This window comes from Phytobacter sp. V91 (genome assembly GCF_965644225.1).
Classification (GTDB): Bacteria; Pseudomonadota; Gammaproteobacteria; order Enterobacterales; family Enterobacteriaceae; genus CBFFRJ01.
In genome coordinates, this window is the sequence record NZ_CBFFRJ010000111.1 from 1 (window position 1) to 17,235 (window position 17,235).

16 protein-coding genes and 1 pseudogene are annotated in these 17,235 nt (G+C 56.4%); all 17 read left to right on the top strand.

Annotated elements, in window-relative coordinates; genetic code table 11:
- Positions 1–211 precede the first annotated feature (211 nt).
- The 17 genes and pseudogenes from ACSZO4_RS19330 (at position 212) to ACSZO4_RS19410 (ending at position 17,020) form a co-directional block, all read left to right on the top strand.
- Positions 212–652: a hypothetical protein gene (locus tag ACSZO4_RS19330; RefSeq protein WP_437890654.1), complete on the top strand. Its 441-nt coding sequence runs from the start codon at positions 212–214 to the stop codon at positions 650–652.
- 168 nt (positions 653–820) lie between these two features.
- Complete coding sequence (locus ACSZO4_RS19335) at positions 821–2,305, top strand: FAD-dependent oxidoreductase (protein ID WP_437890655.1); 1,485 nt, start codon at positions 821–823, stop codon at positions 2,303–2,305.
- A 10-nt stretch (positions 2,306–2,315) separates the two neighbouring features.
- Positions 2,316–3,008 carry an SDR family oxidoreductase gene (locus ACSZO4_RS19340; RefSeq protein ID WP_437890656.1) on the top strand — a complete coding sequence of 231 codons (693 nt, stop codon included), beginning with the start codon at positions 2,316–2,318 and terminating at the stop codon, positions 3,006–3,008.
- A 179-nt stretch (positions 3,009–3,187) separates the two neighbouring features.
- Entirely contained in the window at positions 3,188–4,231 is a 1,044-nt protein-coding gene (locus tag ACSZO4_RS19345; protein WP_437890657.1) for a uroporphyrinogen decarboxylase family protein, read from the top strand.
- Positions 4,232–4,413: 182 nt separating this feature from the next.
- Positions 4,414–6,048: a TIGR04028 family ABC transporter substrate-binding protein gene (locus tag ACSZO4_RS19350; RefSeq protein ID WP_437890658.1), complete on the top strand. Its 1,635-nt coding sequence runs from the start codon at positions 4,414–4,416 to the stop codon at positions 6,046–6,048.
- Between the two features lie 54 nt (positions 6,049–6,102).
- Positions 6,103–7,047, top strand: a complete 945-nt coding sequence (locus ACSZO4_RS19355) for an ABC transporter permease (RefSeq protein WP_437890659.1) — start codon at positions 6,103–6,105, stop codon at positions 7,045–7,047.
- Positions 7,044–7,890: pseudogene (locus tag ACSZO4_RS19360) on the top strand (ABC transporter permease). Before ACSZO4_RS19355 ends, ACSZO4_RS19360 begins: the two are co-directional and overlap by 4 nt.
- A complete protein-coding gene (locus tag ACSZO4_RS19365) occupies positions 7,887–9,542 on the top strand; it encodes a dipeptide ABC transporter ATP-binding protein (protein WP_437890660.1) in 1,656 nt (551 codons plus the stop codon). The pseudogene ACSZO4_RS19360 and the gene ACSZO4_RS19365 overlap by 4 nt, the downstream one beginning before the upstream one ends.
- Positions 9,539–10,693 (top strand): alkylhydroperoxidase domain protein, encoded by a 1,155-nt coding sequence (locus ACSZO4_RS19370; protein ID WP_437890661.1) that lies wholly within the window; start codon positions 9,539–9,541, stop codon positions 10,691–10,693. Before ACSZO4_RS19365 ends, ACSZO4_RS19370 begins: the two co-directional genes overlap by 4 nt.
- 257 nt (positions 10,694–10,950) lie before the next feature.
- Complete coding sequence (locus ACSZO4_RS19375) at positions 10,951–11,691, top strand: amino acid ABC transporter ATP-binding protein (RefSeq protein ID WP_437890669.1); 741 nt, start codon at positions 10,951–10,953, stop codon at positions 11,689–11,691.
- 10 nt (positions 11,692–11,701) lie between these two features.
- On the top strand, positions 11,702–12,400 hold the full coding sequence (locus ACSZO4_RS19380) for an ABC transporter permease subunit (RefSeq protein ID WP_437890662.1): 699 nt from the start codon (positions 11,702–11,704) through the stop codon (positions 12,398–12,400).
- A gap of 9 nt (positions 12,401–12,409) precedes the next feature.
- Entirely contained in the window at positions 12,410–13,165 is a 756-nt protein-coding gene (locus ACSZO4_RS19385) for an amino acid ABC transporter permease (RefSeq protein ID WP_437890663.1), read from the top strand.
- The gene (locus ACSZO4_RS19390; RefSeq protein ID WP_437890664.1) at positions 13,152–13,997 is read left to right on the top strand and encodes a transporter substrate-binding domain-containing protein; all 846 of its coding nucleotides are present in this window, start codon (positions 13,152–13,154) and stop codon (positions 13,995–13,997) included. The genes ACSZO4_RS19385 and ACSZO4_RS19390 overlap by 14 nt, the downstream gene beginning before the upstream one ends.
- Positions 13,998–14,020: 23 nt before the next feature.
- On the top strand, positions 14,021–14,542 hold the full coding sequence (locus tag ACSZO4_RS19395) for an L-2-amino-thiazoline-4-carboxylic acid hydrolase (protein ID WP_437890665.1): 522 nt from the start codon (positions 14,021–14,023) through the stop codon (positions 14,540–14,542).
- The gene (locus ACSZO4_RS19400; protein ID WP_437890666.1) at positions 14,542–15,294 is read left to right on the top strand and encodes a VOC family protein; all 753 of its coding nucleotides are present in this window, start codon (positions 14,542–14,544) and stop codon (positions 15,292–15,294) included. Before ACSZO4_RS19395 ends, ACSZO4_RS19400 begins: the two co-directional genes overlap by 1 nt.
- A 13-nt stretch (positions 15,295–15,307) precedes the next feature.
- Entirely contained in the window at positions 15,308–16,111 is an 804-nt protein-coding gene (locus ACSZO4_RS19405) for a pyrroline-5-carboxylate reductase family protein (RefSeq protein WP_437890667.1), read from the top strand.
- A 21-nt stretch (positions 16,112–16,132) separates the two neighbouring features.
- The gene (locus tag ACSZO4_RS19410; RefSeq protein WP_437890668.1) at positions 16,133–17,020 is read left to right on the top strand and encodes an alpha/beta fold hydrolase; all 888 of its coding nucleotides are present in this window, start codon (positions 16,133–16,135) and stop codon (positions 17,018–17,020) included.
- The last annotated feature ends 215 nt before the right edge of the window (positions 17,021–17,235 follow it).

Genomic DNA, 17,235 nt, shown 5'->3' on the forward strand with positions numbered 1-17,235 from the left:
TGCGGGCATCGTGAAAAATCTATGGCAAAGAAAGCCTTATGTTCTCATAACTGACGATTAAATCGCACCTTCCCTAGATTTTGATAAGATTGAATTTATCCTGGAGCACGATCTTACGCTGACCTATAAAATATTAAAATATGCCAGAAATATTATCTTCAGGATCAGCGGGCCTGGCAATACAGAACATTTGACCCTCAAAAGTATTGCTATGTATCTTGGGCGCAAAGAGCTGTCACGCTTTGTCTCCCTGGCCTGCCTGACGAACCTCAATAGCAAAAATAACCATGAGCTTTATCATCTGTCGCTGGTGCGGGCAAAATTCTGCGAGGTCATTGTGGAAAAATCCCTGCCCACATCCAGTACCCAGGACGCATTTTTATGCGGATTACTGTCATTACTTGATGCCCTTCTCGACACGCCGATTGAAGATATTTGCCAGCAAATCGTCATTCCGGTGCCGATCGGTGATGCGCTGGTGAAAAGAGAGGGGCCGCTGTACCCGATCCTCTGCCTTGCCCGTCATTTTGAACGCCGGGAGTGGGAAGAAGTGAAAGCCCTGGCGGGCGTCCTTGCGATACCTGATTTCGTGGCTATCGATGCAATGACGGTGGCGACTATGTGGGCTGATGCCACGGTGGCTGACGGGTAGGTGTCGGCCCACAAACTTAAGCCACCGACGTTAAGCGCAACCATGTCACTGCGCGGCGTATAGCAAAAGTTCGCATTAGACTAGCAATATAAAATCGTAGTTCCCCTGGCATCGAAGTGCTATCACTCAGCGAATAACTGAATGCATTGACACATAAAGAGAAATACGATGCCAGAATCTTCGATCTCCCCCATTACGTCAGCAAAATCATCCGTAGCCGCAGAGCAGGGGCTCTCCGTGCTGGAAGCCCGGATCAAACAGGACCTGGAATGGCTGGCATTGCCCGCCAAACGCTGGCTGCCGCAGCAAACAGACCCGCAGGCGCAGAACGTGGTAATCATCGGCGCAGGTATGGCTGGTCTGGCGGTGGCATTCGCCCTGCGGCTACAGGGCATTGATGCCGTGCTGTATGACAAAGCACCCAGGGATTATGAGGGGCCATGGGCGACCACCGCGCGCATGGAAACTCTACGCTCTCCTAAACACCTGACCGGACCGGCGCTGGATATCCCCTCTCTGACCTTCCGTGCCTGGTACGAAGCACAATTTGGTCTGGAGGACTGGGAAGCCTTAGACAAGATCCCTCGTCTGCAATGGGCGGATTATCTGCGCTGGTATCGTCAGGTACTGGCGCTGGATGTGCGTAACGATCACACCCTGACGGATCTGAACGTGCAGGATCCGTTGCGTGTCGAACTGACGTTTTCGCACTCAGGCCAGACTCAGCGGGTCAGCGCGCGTAAGGTGATCCTCGCCACCGGTATGGATGCCTTTGGCGGGCCCGCTATCCCGGATTTTGTGGCCGATGTGCCGAAGCAATTTTGGGCGCACTCGGAAGAAGCCATTGATTTTGCCGCCCTGGCCGGACGGCGGGTGGCGGTCGTTGGCGGCAGCGCCACGGCGATGGATGTTTCTGCCACGGCGCTGGAAGCCGGAGCCGCAGGGGTTGAACTGCTGATCCGGCGGCCTGATTTCCCGCGGGTGAACCTGTCGAAAGGGGCCGGTAACCCGGGTCTTGAATCAGGCTACTTTAACCTGCCGGATGAGTGGAAATGGCGGCTGGCGCAGCATATTGCCAGCGTGCAGACGCCGCCTCCGCACGGCAGCACGCTGCGCGTCTCGCGCCATCCCAATGCCTGGTTCAATTTCAACGCCCCGGTTGAGCGCGTGGAAACCCGTGACGGAGGTCTTGTCATACATACGCCACAGGGAGAAGTGCCGGTGGATTTCCTGATCCTTGCCACCGGCTATGCCCTCGACTGGCAGGCCCGTGCGGAATTTCATGCCCTGGCGGGTAAGGTCAAAACCTGGGGCGATGCCTGGCAACCTCCCGCCGATAAACAGAACGCGCAGCTGGCGAGCTATCCGTATCTGGGCGCTGATTTTGCGTTTCAGGCGAAGCATGACGATACGCCATCTTCGCTGGCGCGGTTGCACTGCTTTAGCTACCCGGCGCTGCTCAGCAATGGCCATGTTGTCGGCCTGATCCCGGGCATCAGCCAGGGCGCGCGCACCCTGGCGCAAAGTATTGCCGGCCAGCTTTATCATGAGGATCGCGAGCACCATTATCAGGCCATTATCCATTTCGATGACCCTGAATTATTGGGCGATGAGTGGCAGCCTGCCGTGCCTTATGCCTGGCGCGAACGATAAGGAGGCCACCATGACGCAGCATACTCAGCAACCGCCGGTCGCGGTGGTTACCGGCGGAACCAGCGGCATTGGGCTGGCCATTGCCCAGGCCCTGGCGCGCGATCATCAGGTCTATATTGTGGGTCGTCGGCCTGTAGAGCCGGAGGATGAAGAACGACGGCATCTGACTCCGGTCAGCCTGGATATTCGCGATAGCGCCGGGGTTGCCGGTTTTATCGCGACCCTGCCGCGTCTGGATGTGCTGGTGCACTCGGCCGCCGTCGCTGAGCCATACCGGGTCGCGGAGGCCACGCCAGACATCTGGCAGCACCATTTTGCCGTCAATCTGTTCGCCCCTGCCGAGCTGACGCGCCTGGCCCTGCCGAAACTGCGCGACAGCCGGGGGCAAATTGTGTTTATCAATTCAGGTTCCGGCACGCGCCCGCTGGCGGGGCACACGGTCTATTCCGCCAGCAAATTTGCCCTGCATGCGCTGGCCGAAGCGCTACGCAATGAGGAGCGGGAGCAGGGGGTCCGTGTTGCCACGGTGTATCCCGGCCCGACTGATACGCCCATGAACCGTCCGCAGCTGGCGGACGATCCGCTGGCGCGCAGTTCTCCGCATTCCATCGCCAGCGCCGTTCGTCTTATCGTCGATACCCGCGAGGAATCACAGGTTACCGAGGTGGTAGTGCGACCGCGTCACGATCCCGCCGCCCGCTAAAACAGAAGTGAAAACGGCGTGCCAGCCTTGCGCGGTACGCCAAAATAACACCTTGATATCACTCGTAACATTTGATTATCTCGCGCACTTTTTGCGCATAATCTAAGCCGTTTTTATTGGTTGTCAGCGGATAAAACACGCGCAAAAAATGGGGCTCCTTCCAACACTGGAGTAACACCATGAGCGCAACCTCACGTATCAAAGCCCTGCTTGCCGGGGAACAACTTGCCCGCCCTGCGATTGCCGGTTGGCTGCATCTGCCGCTTGTCGATCGCAGCCCTGAGGCCTTTATTCGGGAAACCATCCGCCTGACGGACGAGAATCAGTGGGATTTTGTCAAAGTGATGTCCAACGGGCACTACCTGGCCGAGGCCTACGGTGCGGATATCCAGTTCTCTGACGATCCGACCCAGTGGTCCGGCGTTTTTCGCCGCTACCCTGTCGCGAGCGTCGGGGATCTGGCCACGCTTCCCGTTCTCGGCGTAGACAACCCTGTCCTGGCCAGAGAGATTGCCATTGTCCGGGGGCTGGTGGCGCACTATCGGGGGGAGGTTCCCATTATCGCGACGCTGTTTACGCCGCTGACCTGGCTTCAGGAGTTGACGCAGTCGACCCGCCCGGAGCCGATTCTGGCCTTTTTGCGCCAGCATCCGGATGCAGTGCGCCACGCGCTGGATGCCGTATTGCAGACCAACCTCAACTTTCTTGATGCACTGCTGGAGGCGGGCATCGACGGCATCTTTCTTGCCACCCAGTTTGCCCGTAGCGACCTGCTGAGCGCTGAGGAATTTCACGCCTTCAGCCTGCCGTATGACGAAGCGCTGTTAAACCATGTGAAGGACAAAACCTGGTTCAATATTCTGCACGTCCACGGTGAGCATCATCTGCTTTTCGAGCCTTACCTGAATTACCCGGTGCAGGCATTCAACTGGGAAAACGTTCCCCATGGCGTGTCCGATGATCTGCGTACCGGAGTTGCAGACCTGCGTGCCCGCACCGACAAGCTGCTGATTACCGGCATCGATCAGCATCAGGACTTTCATGTGGGCGGTGGCGACCGGGAGGCAGTGAAGGCGCGTCTGGCACAGCGCTTAACGCAGCTGCGTGAGGAGAGTGGCGATCGCGGGATTATTTTTGCCCCAGGCTGTGCCCTGCCGCTCGATAGCGACAAGCGTCTGTTCGGTTTACTCGCCCAACTCAGTCTGGCGCAGGTTCCGCGCTAACGCCGCTTAGGCGTTACATCCCGCTAACAAATTTACGCATATTCATTATCAGTATTGTTCTTTGCGGTTTACGAACCGCTGTGAAAATATCGCATCAGGTTTCGGACGGCTAGCCGCCTGTATGGGGTCGTCTGGCCGCTCTCAGCACGACGCTTAAACGATAACCACAGGAAAAAATAACAATGTCGATTTTACACTCCACATACCGCTTTCGCCTTTTCGCCACGCTGGCGCTGGCAGGGATCAGTTCCGCTTCCGTTGCCGCAGAGAACGCCGCTAAAAATGGCGGCACGCTGATCTATCTGGAACAACAGGCGCACACCAATCTCTATCCTCCCGCGGGTGGGTTTTACCCTAACGGCGGCATCCTCAACCAGATAACCGACAAGCTGACCTGGCAAAACCCGAAAACCCTGCAAATTGAGCCGTGGATTGCGCAGTCCTGGACCACCAATGCGGATTACACGGAATACACGTTTAAGCTGCGCCCAAACGTCACCTTCTCCGATGGCACCCCTCTTGACGCCAATGCGGTGGCGAAGAATTTCGATACCTATGGTCTGGGCAATAAAGCCCTTAACCAGACGGTTTCTGAGGTTATTAACAACTATCTGAGAAGCGAAGTGGTCGATCCGCTGACGGTGAAGTTCTTTTTCAAATCACCCTCGCCGGGCTTCCTGCAAGGCACCTCCGCGATTGGCTCCGGGCTGGTCTCACTCTCGACGCTTGAGAAAAACTTTAACCAGCTTGGCAGCGCCCGCAGCATTATTGGTTCCGGCCCCTTTGTGGTCGAAAGCGACCGTCCGGGGCGCGAAGTGAAACTGGTGGCGCGCAAGGACTATAACTGGGCGCCGCCGAGCTTTGCCCATCAGGGACGTCCTTATCTCGATGGGATTAACGTGCTGGTGACGCCGGAGGACAGCGTACGTATCGGGGCGCTGCTCTCCGGGCAGGCAGATGCGATTCGCCAGATCCAGGCCTACGACGAAAAGCGCGTCTCCGATAAAGGCTTTGCCGTTTATGCCTCCCCCACGCGCGGGGTGAATAACAGCGTCAACTTCCGTCCTGATAACCCGCTGGTGGCCGATCAGAAAGTGCGTGAGGCGCTGCTGCATGCCACCAATACCAAAGAGATTGTCCAGACGCTCTTCTCTGCTAACTATCCGCAGGCTACCTCGGTGTTAGCCAAAACGGCGGTGGGCTATGTGGATCTCTCGGACAAGCTGAAATTCGACCCGGCACAGGCGGCGCGTCTGCTGGATGAAGCGGGCTGGAAAAGCGGCCCGGATGGCGTGCGGCAAAAAGACGGGCAATCCCTGACGCTGACGGCGTACGAATCGCCGCCGCAGCCGCAGAACAAAGAGACGCTGCAACTGGTGGCGCAGCAGTGGGCCAAAGTGGGCGTCAAACTCAACGTGCTGGCGGGCGATGCGGGCAGCAAAACCCTCGATAACCTCGACCCGGCCAAAACCGCCGTTTATCCCACCATGGTGGGCCGTGCGGACCCGGACGTACTGAAAAGCCAGTACTACCCGACCGTGCGCAATGTTCTGCTGCAAAAAGGGGGCGCCAGCGACAAGGTGAAGCAGTTTGAGGACAGCCATCTTAACGGCTTACTCGATGGTATCGGCTCCGCCACCTCTGCGGATAAACGCCTCGCGCTGGTTAACGAGGTACAGCAATACCTTATCGATAAAGCCTACGTGATCCCCATCTTTGAAGAGCCGCAGGTCTATGCCGGGGCACCTTCTACTAAGGGGCTGAGCTTCGAAGCGGTAGGACGTCCGAGTTTTTATAACACCTGGTTAGATAAATAACATACGGGGTCCCTCGTCGCCGGGCGGGGGAGCCATAGGGAAAGAGGACATGCGATGGGCAGATATCTGGCGGTACGTTTTGGTCAGGCGCTGATAGTGTTATGGGCGGCATTTACGCTCTCTTTTGTGCTGTTACAGGCGCTGCCTGGCGATGCCATACTGATCAAATTCCAGAATCCGGATCTCGGGTTGAGCGCGGATCAAATTGCTCAGCTGCGGCTGAGCTATAGCGCAGACACGCCGGTACTGACGCAATATCTCCATGCCGTCGCCAGCCTGCTGCGGGGCGATTTTGGCCTTTCCCTCCAGTCCGGGGTGCCGGTCAGCGAGCTGCTGAGCGAAAATCTGCCTTCCACGCTGCTGCTGGCGCTGTTGGGGCTGATTGTCGCCACGCTGCTGGCCTTTGTGCTGGCCGGACTCTCATTTTTGTCGCCATTTCGCTGGCTGCGTGCGGCGCTGCAATCGCTACCCTCGCTGTTTATTTCGGTCCCGACCTTCTGGCTCGGGATTGTGTTAATCCAGATCTTTTCCTTCCAGTTGGGGTGGATCCCGGTTATCAACCCCGGCCCGTGGCAGGGGCTGATCCTGCCAACGCTGACCCTGGCGTTACCGATTTCAGCCCCGCTGGCGCAAATTCTGATGCGCAGTATCGACCAGGTACAAACCGAGCCATTTGTCGCAGTGGCACGCGCTAAAGGCGCCAGTCGCGCCGGGGTGCTTACGCGGCACGTGTTGGGCAATGCCCTGTTACCGACGCTGACCGTAGCCGGTTTATTACTGGGGGAACTGATTGCCGGCGCCTTGATAACCGAAACGGTATTTGGCCGCAGCGGCCTGGGGCAGCTTACCCAGGAGGCGGTTAACACCCAGGACTGCAGTGTGTTGCAGGCCATTGTGGTGATTTCCGCTGGTGCCTTTGTGGTGATTAACCTCGGCATCGATCTGCTTTATCCCTTACTCGATCCCCGCCTGAAAAACAGCACAGGAGTCGCTTTATGACGGTCGTTCCTCAGGGGAAGCTCAGCTTCCCGTTATTGCATAAACGTGCGCGGGTGCCCCGCATCAGGTTGCGTCCGGGCTTGATTGCCGCCTGGCTGGTGTTGCTGACCGTGGTGCTGTGGGCGCTGTTCCCCGCGTGGTTCACCCATTTTAGCCCGACGGAGGGGGTGGCGGGTGCGCAGCGTCTTGCTCCCGGCGACGGTTATCTGCTGGGCACCGATCAGCTGGGTCGCGACCTGTATACCCGCATTATCTACGGTGCCGTGCACTCGCTTTCTGGCGCGATCGTTGCGGTCGGTCTCGGGCTTGTGCTGGGGAGCCTGCTGGGATTGCTGGCCGGTGCGATCGGCGGTTGGCTCGATAGCCTGATTATGCGCGTTATCGATATTCTGCTGGCTATTCCTGGCCTGCTGCTGGCCCTGAGCGTCATCATTCTGCTGGGCTTTGGCACGGTAAACGCGGCCATCGCCGTGGGGGTAACCTCGATTGCCAGCTTTACCCGCCTGGTGCGGGGGGAAACTTTACGCGTGCGGCACAGTGATATGGGGCAGCGGCGGCACCTTCTTCAGCGTGCTGCTGCGCCATATCCTGCCTAACGCCTTAAGTACCGTCTTCGCCTTTGCCGCACTACAGTTTGGCAGCGCTATTCTGGCTATTTCGACCCTCAGCTTCCTCGGCTACGGCGCACCGCCGCCGACGCCGGAGTGGGGATTGCTGATCGCCGAAGGGAGGAATTACCTGGCCACGGCCTGGTGGCTGACTGCCTTTCCGGGAATGGTTGTGGTGCTGGTGGTGCTGGCGACTAACCGAATCAGCCAGTCTTTACGCCGGGGGCAGTCATGAGCCTGAACCTTAGTTTGCAACAGAGTAGCGAGACCGTGCCGGTACTTGAGCTGGAGGATGTCACCATTGGCTATCGTACTGCGCAGGGCGAACGCACGGCGGTGGAAGGGGTGTCATTTCGGATCAATCCCGGTGAAGTGGTGGCGCTGGTCGGGGAGTCCGGTTCGGGCAAGACCACCACGGCGCAGGCGGTGATCGGCCTGCTCAGTGAAAACGGTCGCCTGACGCGTGGGGCTATTCGCCTGAACGGCACCGATATTAGCCGCTGGTCGCAAAAGCAACTGGACGGCATTCGCGGTGCGCGCATCAGCCTGATCCCGCAGGACCCTTCCAGTTCGCTCAACCCGGTCAAAACCATTGGCGCGCAGGTTGATGAGATCCTGCGTTTGCATACGCGAGCATCCCGGCAGGCGATTCGCCAGCAAACCCTGGCGCTGCTGACCCGCGTAGGATTAACGCAGCCCGAGCTCCGTGTGCAGCAGTATCCGTATCAGCTTTCGGGCGGTATGAAACAGCGGGTATTGATCGCTATCGCCATTGCGCTCAGGCCCGCGCTGATTATTGCCGATGAACCCACCAGCGCGCTGGACGTGACGGTGCAAAAACGGGTACTGGATTTACTGGATGTGTTGCGGCGGGAAAGCGGTACTGCCGTCCTCTTTGTCACCCATGATTTAGGCGTGGCGGCGGAACGCGCCGACCGGTTGCTGGTCTTCCGGCATGGACATATCCAGGAGCAAGGTCCGATTCAGGAGGTGTTGCTGGCCCCGCGCAGTCAGTACGCCAGGGAGCTGCTGGCGGATGTTCCCTCGCTCAACCCCACACCCCGCTCGCCACGTCCAGCGGGCGGCGACGTGGTGATTAAGGTGGAGAATCTGGTCCAGACGTATTCGCTTTCCGCAGACAAAAAAACCACCTTTCGCGCGGTGGATAATCTGTCTTTTAGCGTTGAACGCGGCACCAAGCACGCCATCGTCGGGGAGTCGGGCTCGGGAAAAACCACCACTGCGCGCAGCCTGCTCGGTTTTCATCGTCCCACCAGCGGGCAGATTTTGATCGACGGGACAGACATCACCCGCTTAAAAGGGGAGGCGCTGCGCCAGTTCCGGCAAAAAATTCAGCTGGTCTATCAGAACCCGTTTAGCTCACTCGATCCCGCACAGCGATTGTTCGATATTGTGGAAGAACCACTGCGCAACTTTGCCCGATTCGACCGGGCAACACGGGCGCAGAAGGTGCACGAGATGTTTGAACGTGTGGCGCTGCCGCCAGAGCTGCTGACGCGCAAACCGCATGAGCTTTCCGGTGGTCAGCGCCAGCGGGTGGCGATTGCCCGGGCGCTGATTCTGGAACCTCAGGTTCTGGTGCTTGATGAAGCGGTTTCCGCTCTCGACGTAACGGTTCAGGCGCAGATCCTACGTCTGCTGGACAGGCTCCAGCGCGAGCTCGGCCTGACCTATCTGTTTATCTCCCACGACCTCTCCGTGGTACGGCAAATCGCCGATACCGTCAGCGTGCTGCACCATGGAAAGCAGGTGGAGTCCGGCCCGGTGGAACATATTTTTAGCCATTCGCATGACCCCTATACGCGGGAGCTGATCGACGCCATTCCCGGTTTGACGCACCGCACTCAACAGCAGGAGACCTTATGACGTTGCATGACCCCCAGATTGCGCAAAAAGAGATAGCGCTGCATGCCCATGATCTGCTCGACAGCCTGGCGGAGATTGCGCCGGAAAGTGAGCTTGCCGCCGCTCGCCAGACGCGTGAAGCGGCAACGCGTCACACCCAGGGCAGCTATGAGGCGCTGTTTTCCCCCGGCTCTGTAAAGGGAAAGCTCATCCTCGCCGTGCGATTCTGGCTGGCATCCGAGATCGGCAGCTGGCTGAGGGACAGCGTGCTGCATGGCTACTATCAACAACGCAGCAAAGCCTTTGTGGCCCCTGAACTGACCCCGGCATTGAAAACGGCGCAGGCCCATGCCAGAAAGCTAACGCTCACTCCCGTAAGCGCCCAGGCGAGTGACTTGCAGGCCTTGCTGGATGCCGGATGGTCAGAAGACGATATCGTTACCCTGTCGCAGTTAACGGCATTCATTAGTTTTCAGAGCCGCCTGCTGCGTGGATATCGTTTACTGGCCGGTCAGCATGTTGACACACCTGAGGCACAGGCCGTAGCGGCAGGGGAGTGGCACACTCAGCCCCGGACGCTTAGCGGAAAACGGGCGCCTGTTGCCTTTACTCAGGCCGAACTGGACTGGGAGCCGTGGATTGCGGCAAAAGTACTGAGCGATTTTAACGTCGACGAGCAGGCGATCCTCGCCCGTTTCGGCCATAGCGAGTCGGACTATTTCCGCTTACTGGGGCGTAATCTTCCGCTACTTGAGCAGCGCACGCTGACCGATAAAGGGATTTTCTATACCGCATCAGGGCTGCCGCGCGCCGAGCGTGAGCTGGTGGCCGCCGTGGCCAGTAAGGTTAATGGCTGCATTTACTGCGCTTCGGTACATGCCCGCAAAGCAAGCCAGCTCTCAAAACAGCCGGAGGCGGTGCAGCATTTGCTGGACATTGCGCCCGGCGGTGATTTGACCCAGGGGCAGTCACCCCGTTGGCAGGCGGTTATCGGTTTTGCGGCACGGCTCTCCAGCACACCGGCACAGGTTAACGCCCAGGATGTGGCGCTGCTGCGCGACCAGGGGCTGAACACCCTGGAGATCCTGGATCTGGTGCAATCCGCAGCATTCTTTGCCTGGGCCAATCGCCTGATGCTGACGCTGGGTGAACCTTACTGGCCGCAGGAGTGAGCCGCTAAAAGAGAATGTTACAGGGTGATCCGCAGCGATAAATAGCGGATCATTCTTTTCCCCGCCTTTTATATTCCTCAATATTTTGCCAGTGTCAATTTCAGGGCAAAAGACGCATATCGAAAATCTGTTTTTCAACTTAGCATATGTTTTTTTCTTGTTTGTCTTTAGAGACCCCGCAGCAATATAGTTTTTGCTAAGGAATAAATGCCATCGTTGGGCATTTATCAGAGCTAGCACGTTGCGAAAATATAATGATGATTGCTATTGAGAAGATCAGTAAAAGTTTTACTGGCGAAAAAATATTAAAAGAGGTTTCGCTTTCCATCTCCGCCGGAGAAATTATCTGCATTATTGGTCCAAGCGGTTCGGGAAAAACGACATTATTACGCACACTGAATTTTCTTGAGCCTGCCGACAGCGGACAAATAAAAATCGACGATGCCGTTGTCGATTGCGCGAAAGCCGGAAAAAAAGAGATTGAAAAAATACGTGCGAAAACAGCGATGGTCTTTCAGTCCTGGAATCTGTTTCACAATCTAACCGCCCTGCAAAATATTACCGAAGGTCTGATCTATGCGCAAAAACGCCCGCGTCAGGAGGCGGTAGCGTTAGCCGAACGTCTGCTAAAACAGGTCGGCCTGCTGCATAAAAAAGACCATTACCCGAACAGCCTGTCCGGTGGGCAGAAACAGCGCATCGGTATTGCCCGCGCGCTGGCGATAAACCCGGCCGTGCTGCTACTGGATGAGCCTACATCGGCGCTGGATCCGGAGAAAGTAGGCGAAGTGCTGACGCTGATTCAGGAGATTGCCGCAAACGGGCAGACGATGATTATCGTCACCCACGAAATGGAATTTGCCCGTCAGGTCGCTTCCAGGGTGGTGTTTATGGAAAACGGGGAGATCGTCGAGCAAGGGCCGCCGGAGCAGATTTTTGGCGCGGCGCTGCATACGCGGACGCAGGCGTTTCTCGCCCGATTACGTTTCCACGCCTGAGGCTAATACGATGAACCCACAACCGTTATTGAGTCTTGACGATCTGCTTTTCATTCTGCCGAAATTACTGGAAAACCTGCCGGTCACCCTGGGTATTACGCTGGCCTCTTTGTTGCTCGGTCTGGCGCTTGGCCTGCTGGCGGCCGTTTTGCAGTTTAGTCGCTGGTCGCTTTTAGGGTGGCTGGCCAAAGCCTACACCGATGTGCTGCGCGGCGCGCCGCTGGCGCTGTTAATCCTGCTGTTTTTCTTCGGCGGAAAACTGATCCTTTCGGCGGCTGGACTTCCGGCGTTACTGATTAGCGATACGACCTTTGCCATTTTGTCTATTTCCGTTGGCATTAGCCCTTATTTTGCCGAAATGATGCGCTCGGCATGGCATGCCGTGGATGTCGGACAAAAAGAGGCGATAAGAAGTCTGAATATTCCCTGGCATATTGGGATGGCGCATATCATTTTCCCGCAGGGGCTCATTATTGCCATTCCAAACTTCGGCAATCTTTTAATCAATCTCGTTAAGATGACGTCACTGGTTAATATTATTGGTATTGTCGATATTTTTGGCCGGGCACAGAAAATATCGCAAAACAGCTATGGCGCAAAGCAGGTCGCAGCATTTGTTAGTGTGATCCTCATTTACTGGCTGCTGAACATTATTATCTTTTATCTCACAACCCGGATTGAGAAAAAGTATCAATATTTACTGGAGTAAAAGACGACTATGTTTAGCCTCGATTTTATTCGGGATAATTTCATCTTTATATTAAGCGCGCTACCGATAACGCTGCTGATCACCTTTTTATCGCTGATTTTTTCGACGCTATCAGGTGGCCTGCTGGCCTGGGTGATCATTCGCGATGTGCCTTATGTGAAATATTTGGCGAGGGTGTTTATCTCGTTTGGCCGCTCCATTCCCATGCTGGTGATGCTCTATTTTGTTTTCTATGTCTGGCCGTGGCTGGCTGCCGGACTTTTTGGCGGGCCGCAGGACACGCCCTTCAGTTACAAGCTCTCGCCTCTGGTCGCCGCCGTGGCCGCTTTTTCCGTGGTGTTTAGCGCCTATTTTGCCGAGACGTTTCGTTCCGCGTGGAATGCAGTGGAAAAAGGGCAACGCGAGGCCGCATGGTCGATCGGCCTGACCGGGTTTACCCAGTTCCGGCGCATTATTTTTCCGCAGGCGGCGGTATCCGCATTGCCCAATTACACCAGCGTCCTGATTGATCTTATCAAGGATACGTCGCTGGTTTATACCATCACCGTGGTCGATGTGATGGCAAAGGCGAATATCGCCGCGGCGCGTGGTTTTCATTATGTGGAGGCTTATTGCGTGGTCCTGATTATTTATATTGCGCTCTGTCTGGTGCTTACCCGGATATTGCGACATATCGAGGTGTATCTCAGTAACCGGTGGAAAAGCCATGCAGCAAAAGTGGTTCCATCTCACTCATTTTGGGGAAAGAAATATGTTCAAAAATAAGGTGTTATTGGTCAGTTCATTGCTGCTGGCAATGCAGGTAACGGCGGCGCAGGCGGTCGAAAAAAGCCCGAATGCCCAAACCGTTGAAGTGGTGGTCAATGCGAACGGGTTCCCGTTTAGCTTTGTCGACGATAACAATAATATTACCGGCTACGACGGTGAGTTATTAAAAGCCATCGATCAGAAACTCACCAACTATAAGTTCCATTTTAATGCGGTCTCCCGCGATGCGATGATCGTTGGTTTGTCCACCGGGGCCTATACCCTCGCGGCTGACCATTTTTATCTGACAAAAGAGCGCGCGGCGCAATACGCTTATTCCGGTCAGCCTTCGGGGATCAGCGACCTGCGTTTAATTGTGCGTAACAATGAAAACGATATTCATACTCTGGCCGATCTGGCTGGCGGTAAGAAGAAACTGGTGCCGATTCATACTTCGGATGCGCGCTACACCGTGATTGATAACTACAACAAAAAGCACGCTGGTCAGCAAATCAATCTGCAGCCGAACGGCGAGCAATCGGCGGCGGATATCTTCAAAGCCGTCGCCTCCGGCGAGTACGATGCGGCTATTTATCCGATTGGCGCATTACTGGCGTTAAATAAAGCCCTTGGTCTGAATCTGAAAGCCTCCGAGTCCGTTGGTTTATTCCCCAACGTCTATTTATACAAAAAGAATGCTGACCCGAAACTGATCAAAGCCATCGACAACGAGCTTGCAGCCCTCAAAAAAGACGGCACCCTCGCCGCACTGTCCCGCAAGTGGTACGACGAAGATGTCTACGGTCTGCCGGGGGCGGAAAACGTCAAAGTGAATACCGACTGGGAATAATCGTTTAAGGGGAGCGCTGTCTGATGAACACAAAACAGCCCGCTTCGGCGCATAACGCGCCGACCCTGGACGACGAGGTGACCCTGGCGCTGCGTGCCATTACCGAAAAGCGCGCCGCTACACTGGGCTATTTGCTTGATGAGTCCCGACAACGTAACCATGCCGATGATTATGCCCGCGAGGCTATTCGCCGTTATGGCCAGGATATCGGGCGCGCCGTGCGCGCGAAGATGCGTGATGGTCACGACCTGCAGGAATTTGCCGCCGTCTTTACGCATGGGCTGGAATCGCAGGTCTATGAAATGGAGACTGTTTCGGCCAGCCCGTCGGAATTTATCGTGCTGTTCCATTATTGCCCTTACGTCAATTGCTGGCGTCAGCAGGGGCGTGACGCCCGGCAGATTGAGACCCTGTGCGATATCTGCATGGAAGGCGATCATGCGTTAACCGATGCTTTCGAGGGTATGCAGCTCGCCGTTGAAACTGCGCTGGCGCGTGGCGATGCGGCCTGTCGCCTGCGTTTCTACCAGACTCAGGGGGCTTAATGACAACATTAAAATGGGATCACGCCGTTCAGTTTGTGAACCAGCCGGAAGAGGCGATTGCCACATTTGCCGGGCAAAGGCTTAACGCGCTTGCCGGTGGGCGTCACCCTGGCTGGGGAACCTGGAATGCACTCAGCTATTTCGGGCTTACTTATATCGAATTTCTTGCCATCTATGACCATGCAGAACTGGCTTCGGCGCAGAGCGACTTTTTGCTCTCCCGTGATGCGGCGCAGCTGCTGCCGGAAAACCAGGCGCTGCATCGGGTGGCGCTGCGCACCGATGACGTTGAACAGACGCACGCAGAGTTGCGCAGCAAGGGGTTGCAGGTCTCGCCGATTGTCGACGGCAAGCGTAACGATCCGCAGGGGAACGTCATCAGCTGGCGCATCTTCACCATTGACGGGAGCTTCAGCGGTCTGCCGTATCCCTTTGTTCTGCAATGGGGAGAAGACGATAACGCCCGCCTGGCGCGACTGCGTGCTCAGAGGCTGGACCAGCCGCATGCCGCAGGCGAGGTTAGCTTGCAGAGCGCCATTTTTGAGGTGCAGGACCCGCAGGCCGCGCGTGCACACTGGAGCGCGCTGTTCGGTTTCAGTGAACTGGCAGAGGGGCTGGCGGTAGGGCAGCAGCGCTTTATCTTTCGCCAGGGACCAGCTAATCGGTTGGTCGAACTGGTCTTTAACGTCTCTGACCCGGCGCTGAAAGGCCAACGCTTTCGCGTGGGCAACGGCGAATATCGTTTTCAATAAGGAGTAACAGCTGATGGCAAATGTGCATTTTATTGGTGCCGGGCAAATGGCGGAGGCCATTATTCGCGCCTCGCTGGCGGCGGGGACGCTGCGCGCAGAAGAGATTTCGCTGGAGGATATCGACCCCAATCGTATCGCGCTGCTCACTGAACGTTATGGTCTGGCGGCGGAACCGCTGCGTGAGGATGCCTTGCACGAGGCCGCGCTGGTGGTGCTGGGGATCCGTCCCCAGGACGATCTGGCGAGTGTGGCAGCCCGTATCCGGCCTCATCTTTCCGCCGGGGCGACGGTGGTTTCCCTGATTGCCGGGGTGACGCTGCAAAAACTGGAAACCCTGTTGGGGACGGGCATACCTGTTGCCCGCGTTATCCCAAATACGCTCACCGATACCGGGTTTGGCTACAGCGGTGTGACCCTGAATGCGCAGGCGACTTCTGAACAGGTAGAGTCATTTCTGACCGGCTTTGGCAAGGTGCTGTACCTGCCGGAACGGCTGATCGATATTTTTACCGGCTTTGGCGTCGCCGGGCCGAACTACATTTATTACTTTATCGAGTCCTTTACCGATGCGGGCGTGCTGGCGGGGCTGTCGCGCGCGCAGGCAACCGAAGTGGTGCTGGAAAATCTGCTGGGGTCGGTAGAGATGCTGCGCCTGAGCCAGAAACATCCAAGGCAACTGCTGGATATCAACAACTCCCCGGCGGGCGTCGGCATCCATGGGTTGTATGAGCTTAACAACAGCGATTTCGCCGCGGGTCTGCAACGTAGCGTGCTGGCGGCAGTGAAACGCACCCGTGAGTTGGGTGAGACAGAGTAAACATTATCAGGAGCGTTGGCGATGAAGAGAAAAAACACCTTACTGCTGGCCGGGCTGCTCTGCGTGATGGGCACATTGAGCACCTCTGCGGCCTGGGCGGTCAGCCCGCAGTCCTCTGTTGCCTGGGGGGAACGCTGGAAACAGCTGCCGCCAACACCGGCTCCCGTTGCCGCGCTGAAACCCGCCTATGCCAGCGTAAACGGTATACAGCTCTATTACGCCACCGCCGGAGAAGGGACGCCGGTGGTGCTGCTCCACGGCGGGCTGGCGAATTCAGACTACTGGGGCCAGCAGGTTGCCGCGCTGGCAAAACATCATCAGGTCATCGTGGTTGATAGCCGGGGTCATGGGCGTAGTACGCGCGACGATCGGCCTTACAGTTACGACCTGATGAGTGATGATGTGGTGGCGTTGCTCGATCATCTGAACATTAAGAAAGCGGATATTGTTGGCTGGAGCGATGGAGGGATTATTGGTATCGATCTGGCTATTCGTCACCCGACGCGGGTGAAGCGTATTTTCTCTTTTGCCCCCAATACCAAAACCAGCGGCGTAAAGCCTGACACTGAGAAGAACCCGGTCTTTGCCAGCTACATCGAACGGGCGGGCAATGAATATCGCGCGCTTTCCAAAACCCCCGACCAGTATGCTGCTTTTGTCGACCAGATAAGCCATATGTGGGCAACACAGCCAAACTGGAGCGATGATGACCTTAAGAAAATCAACACCCCGATAGTGATTGTCGATGGCGATCATGACGAGGCCATTGTGCGGGAACACCTGGAATATATCGCCAGTACAATTCCGAATGCCGGATTGTTGATTTTACCGAACACCAGCCACTTTGCGTTTATTCAGGCTCCGAAGGAGTTCAACGAGGCGATCCTGAACTTTATTGATAGCAACTGATATGACAGGCCGCAATGTTTGGTGACTCCGGGATGAATGACATTGCTGCCTTTTTAATAAGCGTCAAGAATAAAGTCAAAAGGGGGCGTTAATTTTCAAAAAGCTTTGAATGTTTATATGCGATTTTTGGCAAAGCTATGGAAGGTGCGATTTAATCGTCAGTTATGAGAACATAAGGCTTTCTTTGCCATAGATTTTTCACGATGCCCGCACTT